Origin of the sequence: Kitasatospora sp. NPDC017646 (genome assembly GCF_044329365.1) — a bacterium.
In the GTDB taxonomy this organism is placed as follows: Bacteria; Actinomycetota; Actinomycetes; order Streptomycetales; family Streptomycetaceae; genus Kitasatospora.
In genome coordinates this window covers 15,847-25,554 of the sequence record NZ_JBIRJC010000067.1, presented here as the reverse complement: position 1 = coordinate 25,554, position 9,708 = coordinate 15,847, and the positions used below count along the sequence as shown (strand labels likewise).

Genomic DNA, 9,708 nt, shown 5'->3' with positions numbered 1-9,708 from the left:
GCCGCGGGGTGGGGGGGGCTGGGCGGGCTGGGGGGCAGTGGGGCCCCCCGGGCCACCTGCCCCCCCACGGGCCGGGGGTCCCCCCCCCCCCCCGGGGGGGGGGGGGGGGGGTTACACCCCCCCCCCCCCCCCGGCACCGGGAACCGAAGCCGAAGGCGACGAAATGACCAGCTGCCGTGAAGAAGGGCAAGCATACGGATGAAGGCACGCCGATCATGGACAGCCGCAGCCGTCGTCCTCATCGTTACGGCTGGCGGGGGCCTGCTCCTCTGGCAACGGGCAGACGAACCCGGCCACGTTCCGCGGCAGTCGGCCCCCATCCCACCCGGGGAGTGCCAGGACACCCTCGACGACGCCCGCTTCAGCGAAGTCCTGGGATCGGCATCCCCACCCACGGTGCGCACGGACTTCACGCCGTTGACGGACTCCACACCGGCCTACCTGTCCTGTGCGGTGAGCGGAAGCGACCAGCGCACGCTCATCGCGACCGTGATGGGAGCCGCCACCGAAGTGGAGCGTATCCACACCGAAGGACAACAGGTCCCGAGGGACTACATGCCATTCTCCGACGGCGAGGCCGGTGACCACTCCTCCGTGGTCCGCTTCACCTGCGTCACCAGATCGACGCCCGACGCCCCGGACCGCACCTGGTACTACACGGCAGCCCTCAACCTCCAGGCTCCCGACAACCCCGCTTTCCCAGCTCCGGGACGGCAGAAGACGGCAGAGCTATCGGTGGCGTTCGCCCGCCAGGCCATCAGCAAGGCTCTGGGGTGCACCAACACCATCCAGCTGCCAGACGCACCGTACAAATTCACGTGACCCGGACCGGGCGGCGCACCGGACCCGGGCCCGCCGAGGTCGGTCACCTGCCCGCCAGCCGCTTCCGTCGGTCCGGTGGTATGCCGTCGCGGTGGGCCACTGCTCACGGCATGAACGCCGGGAAGCGGGCGAACGCCTCGCCGGGGCACGCCTGCGCAGTTCGAAGCGCGCCTGGGACCAGCCGCTTAGCCGGTGTCGGCCTCGTCAATCAGGCACTGGAGCTCGTCGGAGACCTGGAGCTGGGAGTGCCTCTCGGAGCACGTAGCACGTCACCGCCGTCGCCCCGGCGGGGCCGCGCCCGACCCGGCCGCCGATGACCCTCAGCGGCGCCGCGTAACACCCCGATCGTGGTCGGCCTCCGGGGCCGGTCCGTCGTACGAACGTGTGAGCCGGTACCACCCGAGGTCCCCGCCGGGGACAATGAGGACAGGTGCCGGGTGAAAGGAAGGGACCTGTGAGCGTTGCAGTCACCGAGCACAGCGGGCCGTGGACCGTCGAGGACGTCCTGGCCCTGCCCGAAGACCCCCGCAACCGGATCGAGCTCGTCGGGGGAGCGCTGCTGATGAGCCCGAGCCCCGGCGTCCCGCACCAGCGCGCCAGCCTCCGCTTCGCCATGCTCCTGAGCGCCGCCATCGACTCTGCGGGCGTGCCGCTGGAGGTGCTGGAGGCCGTCAACGTGGTCGTGCCCGACGGGCTGCTGATCCCCGACCTGGTGGTCGCGGACGCGGCAGCCGCCGCCGAGGCCGGCACCACCCTGAGCGCGCACGACATCGTCGTGGCCATCGAGATCGCCTCGCCGTCCACCCGCGTCGCCGACAAGAAGATGAAGCCGTCCCTGTACGCCGCGGCCGGGATCCCGTACTACTGGCGCCTCGAACTCGAACCCGCACCACGCCTCTACCTCGGGCACCTGGAGCGAGGCCTCTACGTCGACCGCCTCGTCCAGGTCGGCGAGACCACCGCGCTCACCGACCCATTCCCCCTCGACCTCGACCCGGCGAGGCTGCGTCGGTAGTCCAGACCCACCGTGGTGGGGGGGGGGGGGGCCCCGGGGGGGGGGGGGGGCCGCCGGGGGGGGGGGGGGGGGGGGGCCCCCCCCCCCCCCCCCCCCCCCCCCCCCCCCCCCCCCCCCCGACCCGGGGGCGCCGCCGCTACGACGGGAACCGGCGGCGGAAACGCAGACGGCCCGCGAGCTGCTCCTCGGCGCCGGCCCGTGCACTGGCCTGGCGCCCGAGGCACCGGGGATGTACCGGTGAGCCCGCGGGCCGGGTGACTGCTGTGGATTTCGCCTGCCGGAGGCCTGGGGCCTCACCCTGCGCAGGCAGGGGCGGCTCTAGCGAGCAGCCACCTCACGCATCCTGATGGAACTCATGCTTCAGATGCTGTGCGAGATGGCCGACCGACGCGCGCTGATGATGGCCAACCTTGCAGAACACGGGCTACTGATCGAGCGGCCCGGGGACGGCCACCTTGTCGCTAACCCGGTAGTCGCCATGCTGGCCACGACCGAGAAGCAGATGGCCCACATAGCCGCTTCGCTCGGCCTCACCCCCGCCGACCGGAGCCGCCTGGGCGTAGCCGAAGTCAAGGCGAAGAACGCGTTCGAAGAGATGTTGGCGCGTCGGCAGCGTCGGGAGTGACCTGACAGCCCCCGTACCGGTAGTCGGCGCGGGGGTCTTTTTCAGTGCGCGGCAACGCGGCTACGCCTCCGGCGGCACGCTGTAGCGACCCAAAACGTCATCGGCCGTGGACCTGTCCAGTAGGCGCAGTTCCCAGGGCCCGGTGTTGACGTCGAACTCCTTTCCGAAGCCGACCCACTTACCGGCCATGCGGCGCCCGGTGGGGTCAACCAGCAACTGAATGGCGCCGTGGTACCTGGCCCCCTGGTAGTAGCCGTCCTGTGCCGTCTGCTCCACCCATGAACCTGTCACGACGTTCCGATCGACAGTGAGATCGAACGACAGCGGTGAGTCGGGATTGGACGATGCACCGGGGAGGGACCGGCCAGTGATCCGATTCCCGTTCTGGGACAGCACGACGTGGTGCAGGCCGGTGAACGTGTTCTCTCGGCTGCTGCTGAAGAACTCGTAGCCGCCGGCGGTTCCGACGTCCACGGGTTCGCTGTCACGCATACATTCGAACGGCTTGCCGCCCACCTGATTTCGGAAGCGGCCCGGCGTTGGTGGACGCTGGACGTCCCAAGGGAGATGGCCGACTTCGGTGAGATCCTTCTTCGTCACGCGAGGGCGGTTGCCGAGTCGCGGGGCCGGTGGACGTACGAACCCGGTAGGCGTCAGGAATGGGCGGACGTCACCGTGACCTATCACCCCGCCGGCTGAGCCCGTGGCGGCAAAGAAGCGGCCCGGTGAGCTGACGATCGAGGGTGCCGTTCACACGGGCGGGAACTCGGTTACGTGCCAGTGCCCGCAGCAGCTACGAGAAGGGCCGCCCCGGAAAGCCCCCAGCGCCCGAAACTAGCGGGCCCCTAAAGCCCCCGCTCCGGCCGTCATCCCTGGCAGGCAACCGACCGGAGCGGGTTCCGCAACACCGCACGACCCGGACGCCAAACGGTGTCCGACACTCCGCACGATGTGAGGAGACACCAGTATGCCGAAGCTCGAACGTCCGGCCGGTAACCCCGGTCCCGACGTGCGTTCCCTGCTCGACCCGGTGCACTTCGACGGGGTCGTGTTCACCGTGCTGGACAACAACCCCAAGATGGCCGTCGACGTGGCCGAGCGAATCGTCATCGAGGCGCTCAAGTTCGTCGTGACCGCCCGCACGTTCCCCACCGTGCGAATCACGCCGTCCAACGTCGTGGACGAGGGGTGGCACGCGCTCATCCTGCACACCCGCCCCTACGCCGAACTGTGCAACCGGCTTGGGGGGTTCGTGCACCACTACCCCGAGCGCCCCGACCCGCAGCGCCACGACGAAGACGCGCTCACTCGGACCGTGGCACTCATCGAAGAGGCCGGGTACACCCCGGACCGCGAGTTGTGGACCGGTCCTACCCGGGCCCTGGTGACCGTGGCCGCACAGTGCTCGCACACCCCGGTGCCCGGCGGGTGCGGACCGATCAACCCCGGTGGGTGCGCCTCCCACTGCAACGGCGGTGGCGGGGGAGGTGGCGGCGAAGCCCACTAACCTGAGCCCCACCGAACGCGAAAGGGCGGGATCCATGGATGAGAACGAAGCCCAGCGGTTGGCCAGTACGCTTCGCCGCCTTGGCATCCGGGGGATCGTCTCCCCTGAGCAGCTGGACAACCCGGACGGGCAGTGGCGGGTGTACGACAGCGCCGACCCTGTGACCCGGCGGGACATCACCGACGAGGTGCGAGCGGTGATCGCGGGCCGCTCACGTAGTGCGGGTCCGACGCGAGGATTCGTTGTTCCCATCCCCCGCTGAGTAACGGCTCGAACCGGCCCCGTCCGTGCGCTTCCCCGGTGCTTGGGCGGGGCCTCACGACCCCGGACATGCCGAACCCCCGGGTCCTCGACTTGAGGGTGTCCCGGGGGCACGACAACTTCTGCGCGTTCCCGTCCGCCAGGCTGCGGCTAGGCCGTAACCTCGGCGGAGGCGCGCCCGAACGAGTCAGACGCGCTCACGTGCGCAGTTGCGTTTGTACTCAATTCAGGATCACCTCCTTTCAGTGTGCCGCCACTGTAGGCAGGCTCCTGTCGGAAGGGCAACGGATTATTCGCGGGCGCCGCTCAGGCGCTCTTCAACTGGGCCTTGAACTTGGAGAAGTCGATCACGTTGTCGGCCGGCGGGGCCTGAATGGTGAGCGGCTTGTCGAAGTCGGAGAAGTTGATCGTGGTCTTGCCGTCCTTGGCCGAGTCCGTCTCGACCTGCACCGGGTAGGGCTTGCCCTCGGTGGCGATCTGGAGGGTCGACTGCTCGCCCGAGTCGTCGGTGACCTTGAGGCTGAAGGTCTTCACGCCGTTGACGTTGCCCGCGACGCCCTTCTCCGCCTTGTCGGTCTTGCCGTCGACGATCTGCTTGCTGAAGTCGCTGAGGCTGCAGAAGCTGGTCATCGCCTTCATCTGCGGGTCGCTGTCGAACCCGGTCAGGTAGCGCCCCTTGAGGAGTTCGGCAATCTGGGCGCCGTTCTTGTTCCCGTCCTTGCCCGCCACGCCGGCCCAGAAGCTGGCATCCCCCTTCATGTAGGAGGTCTTGCCGTCTCCGATGATGTCGACCTTGCCCAAGCCCGGCAGGGTCATGCTGCCCAGGCACTGGCCCTTCTTGTCCATGGACAGGTCCATCTCCATCTTGCCGTCCGCGTCGGCCATGGCCCCCGAGATCTTCAGCGAGGTGGCGCCGGCCAGGGCGTCCTTGGCCTGCTGCTCGATCTCCTGCGCGCTCAGCTTGTCGGTGTCGAGCTTCGCCACGGTCGGGGTCGGAGTCGGCGTGGCGGTCGCAGTCGCGGCAGCGGCGGCGGTCGTCGCGGGCGCGGCGGCCTTGTTCGAGTCCTTGTTGTCACCGCAGGCGGCAGTACCGGCTCCCAGGAGGAGGCAGATCGCGGCGGTACTGGCCAGGCGCTTCGACAGCATCGAGGTCGTTCCTTATCCAGGGCACGGCCCCCCGCCGTCCCCCACTTGGCTGAATTTTTCCTCAGTATGGGGGAGCCGTACGACAGGAGATCTTGGAATCCGGCCCCGTTACCGCTTCGTGGCACGACCGTGCTCTGCCGGTGCCGGGAACGCGAAGGGCCCGGAGGACGAATCCTCCGGGCCCTTCGGCTACTGAGTAGCGGGGACAGGATTTGAACCTGCGACCTCTGGGTTATGAGCCCAGCGAGCTACCGAGCTGCTCCACCCCGCGTCGGTGAACACAACAATACGGGGAAGTCGCCGAGATGGGAAATCGGTTCTCCGCGCGGTCCGGCGCAGCCCTCCGCGCGGCCCGGCGCTACCCCCGCACCGGCCGCCGTCCGCGCCGCCAGGCGTGCCGGGCGGCGCGGGATCTGACCCAGAGCGCGAAGCAGACCAGCGCCACGAAGCAGGGCACCATCAGCACCCCGTACACCACCAGGAACCCGTCCGTCCCGAGGTCGGCGGCAGCGTTCCAGGTCCCGTGGAGCACCATCGCGGTCAGCAGCCCGGCCGGCGCGGCCACCCGGGCCAGCCAGCGCCGCCCGGTGGTCAGGGTAACGGCCAGGCCGATCCCGGTGAGCGCGGTGAACAGCGGGTGGGCGAAGGGGGAGAGCAGGGCGCGCAGCACGAAGGTCTGCACGGTGCTGTCGAAGTCGCGCAGGCTGGGCGGGTCGCCCAGGCCGATGCTGTCCAGCCGGTTGCGCTGGTCGGTGGTGAAGGCCCGGCCCAGGTAGAGGGCGTTCTCGGTGAAGGCGAAGCCGCAGGCCGTCATCCCGCCGAGCACCACCCCGGCGGCCAGGGTGCGCGGCCGGGAGCGGCGGTGCGGCGTGCCCGGGGAGGGCGGCGCCGGGCACAGGTACGGCAGCGGCCGCAGGTACGGGCGCAGCCGTGGCCGGCCCCGGGCGTGCGGCCCGGCCGGGCGGCGCTGGTGCGGGCGGGGGCGCCGGGACGCGGTCGCCCGGTGCAGCAGCGGCTCGCAGGGGCGTCCGGAGCGGCGGTCGTGGCAGCGCAGCCGCTGGCCGAGCGGCAGGAGCAGCACCAGCAGGGCGGTGGCCTTGGCGCTCTCCTCGATCACCGGGGCGGCGGTCCCGGCGCCGAGCAGTCCGCCGAACGCGCCCCGGTGGGCGGTCAGGTAGTCGGCGGTCCAGTTGTTGGCGAGGATCGCGAGCGTGGTGGCGGCGCAGGCGCCCCAGCCGAGGCAGAACACGGTGTGCCGCAGCGGCACCCGGGCGGTCAGGTTGAGCCAGGCCAGGCTGCCCAGCACGAAGGGCAGCGGCACCATCGCCAGGCCCAGGCCCACCAGCAGTCCGACCGTGCCGGTCTGCCGCTGGACCAGGTGCAGGATCAGCACCCCGCAGCCGATCAGGACCAGCACGGCGGTCGTGGTGACCGAGGAGAGCACCATCGAGCGGCTGCGGCCCGGGGGTGCCTCCGGTGATCCGTCCGGACCGGGCGCCGGGGTGGCCGTGGCCGGCGGTGACGCTCCGCCGGGCCGGGGCAGCAGCCGGTGGGCCCGGCGCCCGCGGGGCCCCGGGATGGTCCGGGTGTCACCGGTGCGCGGGGCCGTCCCCGGTGCGTCGGCGGCGGTGCGGACGGTCGCCCGGAACCCGCCGGACGGGCTGCCCATGCGGCACAGGGTAGGCCACGGCGGCGGCCCGTCGGGAGGACTCGGGACGAACGGTTCGTCCCGGGCCCGACCGGCCGGTCAGCCCGCCGGGGCCCGTTCGAACGGGCCCCGGGGGATCAGCGGCGGCGGAAGAGCAGGTCGTGCACCACGTGGCCCTTGGCGATCCCGGCCCGTTCGAACTTGGTGACCGGCCGCCAGTCCGGCCTGGGCGCGTAGCCGGGGATGCTGCCGTCCGGGTGGTCCGCGGGCTCCAGCCAGCCGGTCCCGTCGCCCCCGGGGTGCAGGTTCTCCAGCTCCGGGGAGGCGGACAGCACCTCCAGCATCTGCTCCGCGTACGGCTCCCAGTCGGTCGCGCAGTGCACCAGGGCGCCCGGGGCGAGCCGGGGCAGCACCAGGTCGAGGAAGGACGCCTGGACCAGTCGGCGCTTGTGGTGCTTGGGCTTCGGCCACGGATCGGCGAAGTAGACCCGCAGGCCCGCCAGCGAGGCGTCCGGCAGCATGTCGCGCAGCAGGATGACGGCGTCACCGGCGGCCAGCCGGACGTTCTGCGAACCGTCCCGCTCCAGCATGCCGAGCAGGTTGCCGTGGCCGGGAGTGTGCACGTCCGCGGCGAGGATGCCCATCGACGGGTCGGCGGCGGCCATCGCGGCGGTGGTCTCGCCCATGCCGAAGCCGATCTCCAGGGTGACCGGCAGGCCGCCGAACAGCTCCCCGAGGTCGAGCGGGGTGCCGTCGATCGGCACGCCGTACGTCTCCCAGCTCCGGTCCAGGGCACCCGCCTGGGCGTTGGTCATCCGGCCCCGGCGCGGCTGGAAGCTGCGGATGCGCCGCTCCCGGTGCTGTTCCTCGGTGGCCTTGTGCGGGTACATCGGCGCGGGGTAGGCGGCCGGCGCCGCGGACAGCCGGGCGGACGGCGATTGCTGGGGGATCGGGGCGGTGGCAGTCACAATCACCCGAGTCTACGGGGCTTCCGGGGCTGTTCCGCAGGGCCTGTGACCGGTCTCATCCGCCGGCCTCCAGGGCGGCCAGGGCCCGGCGGGCGACCTCGCGGCCGATCGGCAGCGAGGCCGTGGCGGCGGGGGAGGGGGCGTTCAGCACGTGCACCGCACGGCGCGGGGAACGCGGATCCCCCGGGTCGAAGCCCGCGAAGGCGAAGTCGTCCAGCAGCGAGCCGTCCCGGGCCACCGCCTGGGCCCGCACCCCGGCGGCGGCCGGCACCAGGTCGGCGGCGGTCACGGCGGGCAGCAGCCGTCGGACGGCGGCCGTGAACGCCCGCTTGGACAGCGAGCGGTGCAACTCGCCGGCCTCGTACCGCCAGTGCCGCCGGAGGATCCGCCAGGTGCCCGGGAAGGCCAGGGTCTCGGCCAGGTCGCGCGGGCGGACGGTGCGCCGGTCGTACCCCTCGCGGGCCAGGGCCGGCACCGCGTTCGGGCCGACGTGGACGTCCCCGTGGATGCCCCGGGTCAGGTGCACCCCGAGGAAGGGGAAGGCCGGGTCGGGCACCGGGTAGACCAGGCCGCGCACCAAGTCCCGGCGCCCCTCGACCAGTTCGTAGTACTCACCGCGGAACGGCACGATCCGCACCCCCGGGTCGTCCCCGGCCAGCCGGGCGATCCGGTCGCTGTGCAGCCCGGCGCAGTTCACCAGCACCCGGCAGCGCAGCTCCCCGCCGGAGGTGCCGACCGTCACCCAGTCCCGGCGCCGGGCGAGCGTCCGCACCTCGGTGCCGGGCCGCAGTTCGGCACCCGCGTCCCGGGCCAGCCGGGCGTACGTCGTCGCGACGGCCGGGAAGTCGCAGATGCCGGTCGTGCCCACGTGCAGCCCGGCCCGCCCCGCGACCTCCGGTTCGTACCGGGCGATCCCGGCCCGGTCCAGCTCGGTCACCGGGATCCCGTTGGCCCGCCCCCGCTCGGCCAGCGCCGCCAGCCGGGGCAGCTCGGCGTCGTCGGTCGCCACGATCAGCTTGCCGGTGACCTCGTACGGGATGCCGTGCTCGCGGCAGAACCCGACCAGCTCGGCGGCGCCCGCGACGGCGAACCGGGCCTTGTACGAGCCGGGGCGGTAGTACACGCCGCTGTGGATCACCCCGCTGTTGCGGCCGGTCTGGTGGGCGGCGAAGCCGTTCTCCTTCTCCAGCACCGCGACTCGCAGGCCCGTTCCCACCTCGGTCAGGGCGTGGGCCGTGGCCAGCCCGACGATCCCGCCGCCGATCACCACGACATCGAACCCGTCCGCCACCCTGTGCTCCTCGTCCGCCGCCCGGCCCCTGGTGCAGGCCCGGCGCGGTCCGGCGCCGGGCCTGCGCTGCCGATGCTGCCACGGGTCGGCGGCGCCGGGGCCGGTTTCCCGGTCGCCGCCCGGGCCGCGGTGCCGCTGCTGTGGCGGGGACCGGCCGCCGGTGGTGGTGTGCCGGGTGTTGCGCGGCGGGCGGCGGGTGCGGCCGCTGTTCGCTGCGCACCGGTCGGCCCGTCAAGGCTCCGCTGCGCGGCTGCGCGACCTTCCGCCCGTTCGACGCGGTGCGCCGGGCCCGGGAACGGCCCGCCGTGGTCCGGCAAGTGGCATGCAGGGGTGGGGGGGCGGGGGTTTGCCCCCCCCCCCCCCGGCGGCGCGGTGGCCGGCCCCCGGGGCCCCCCCACGGGGACTCAGGCCCCCCCCCCCCCCCC

8 protein-coding genes, 1 tRNA gene and 1 pseudogene are annotated in these 9,708 nt (G+C 72.4%); 4 read left to right on the top strand and 6 right to left on the bottom strand.

Annotated elements, in window-relative coordinates; all coding sequences use genetic code 11:
- Positions 1-396: 396 nt before the first annotated feature.
- The 3 genes from ACH4J0_RS40355 to ACH4J0_RS40345 all read left to right on the top strand — a co-directional run bounded on the left by ACH4J0_RS40355 (position 397) and on the right by ACH4J0_RS40345 (position 2,462).
- Positions 397-822, top strand: a complete 426-nt coding sequence (locus ACH4J0_RS40355; protein WP_396246178.1) for a hypothetical protein — start codon at positions 397-399, stop codon at positions 820-822.
- A gap of 454 nt (positions 823-1,276) precedes the next feature.
- Positions 1,277-1,837: a Uma2 family endonuclease gene (locus ACH4J0_RS40350; RefSeq protein WP_396246177.1), complete on the top strand. Its 561-nt coding sequence runs from the start codon at positions 1,277-1,279 to the stop codon at positions 1,835-1,837.
- A gap of 355 nt (positions 1,838-2,192) precedes the next feature.
- Positions 2,193-2,462 carry a phage terminase small subunit P27 family gene (locus tag ACH4J0_RS40345; RefSeq protein ID WP_396246176.1) on the top strand — a complete coding sequence of 90 codons (270 nt, stop codon included), beginning with the start codon at positions 2,193-2,195 and terminating at the stop codon, positions 2,460-2,462.
- 60 nt (positions 2,463-2,522) lie between these two features.
- Here the strand turns inward: ACH4J0_RS40345 and ACH4J0_RS40340 are convergent.
- Positions 2,523-2,912, bottom strand: a pseudogene (locus ACH4J0_RS40340) (DNA-binding protein); the annotation flags it as partial.
- A gap of 517 nt (positions 2,913-3,429) precedes the next feature.
- On the opposite strand from ACH4J0_RS40340, the gene ACH4J0_RS40335 reads away from it, so the two are divergent.
- Positions 3,430-3,969 carry a glycine-rich domain-containing protein gene (locus tag ACH4J0_RS40335; RefSeq protein WP_396246175.1) on the top strand — a complete coding sequence of 180 codons (540 nt, stop codon included), beginning with the start codon at positions 3,430-3,432 and terminating at the stop codon, positions 3,967-3,969.
- A 567-nt stretch (positions 3,970-4,536) separates the two neighbouring features.
- Here ACH4J0_RS40335 and ACH4J0_RS40330 read toward each other — a convergent pair.
- The 5 genes from ACH4J0_RS40330 to lhgO all read right to left on the bottom strand — a co-directional run bounded on the left by ACH4J0_RS40330 (position 4,537) and on the right by lhgO (position 9,283).
- Positions 4,537-5,376, bottom strand: a complete 840-nt coding sequence (locus ACH4J0_RS40330; RefSeq protein WP_396246174.1) for a hypothetical protein — start codon at positions 5,374-5,376, stop codon at positions 4,537-4,539.
- Between the two features lie 197 nt (positions 5,377-5,573).
- Positions 5,574-5,647 (bottom strand) — tRNA-Met (locus ACH4J0_RS40325).
- Positions 5,648-5,734: 87 nt separating this feature from the next.
- Positions 5,735-7,045 (bottom strand): PrsW family intramembrane metalloprotease, encoded by a 1,311-nt coding sequence (locus tag ACH4J0_RS40320; RefSeq protein ID WP_396246173.1) that lies wholly within the window; start codon positions 7,043-7,045, stop codon positions 5,735-5,737.
- 116 nt (positions 7,046-7,161) lie between these two features.
- Positions 7,162-7,992, bottom strand: a complete 831-nt coding sequence (gene trmB / locus ACH4J0_RS40315) for a tRNA (guanosine(46)-N7)-methyltransferase TrmB (RefSeq protein WP_396246172.1) — start codon at positions 7,990-7,992, stop codon at positions 7,162-7,164.
- A gap of 55 nt (positions 7,993-8,047) precedes the next feature.
- The gene (lhgO, locus tag ACH4J0_RS40310) at positions 8,048-9,283 is read right to left on the bottom strand and encodes an L-2-hydroxyglutarate oxidase (RefSeq protein WP_396246171.1); all 1,236 of its coding nucleotides are present in this window, start codon (positions 9,281-9,283) and stop codon (positions 8,048-8,050) included.
- Between the last annotated feature and the right edge of the window lie 425 nt (positions 9,284-9,708).

What these genes read in the sequence shown, in the direction of transcription:
- ACH4J0_RS40330 (WP_396246174.1), bottom strand. Translation starts at nt 5,376, where the DNA reads ATGCTGTCGAAGCGCCTGGCCAGTACCGCCGCGATCTGCCTCCTCCTG.
- ACH4J0_RS40345 (WP_396246176.1), top strand. Translation starts at nt 2,193, where the DNA reads ATGCTTCAGATGCTGTGCGAGATGGCCGACCGACGCGCGCTGATGATG.
- ACH4J0_RS40320 (WP_396246173.1), bottom strand. Translation starts at nt 7,045, where the DNA reads ATGGGCAGCCCGTCCGGCGGGTTCCGGGCGACCGTCCGCACCGCCGCC.
- ACH4J0_RS40335 (WP_396246175.1), top strand. Translation starts at nt 3,430, where the DNA reads ATGCCGAAGCTCGAACGTCCGGCCGGTAACCCCGGTCCCGACGTGCGT.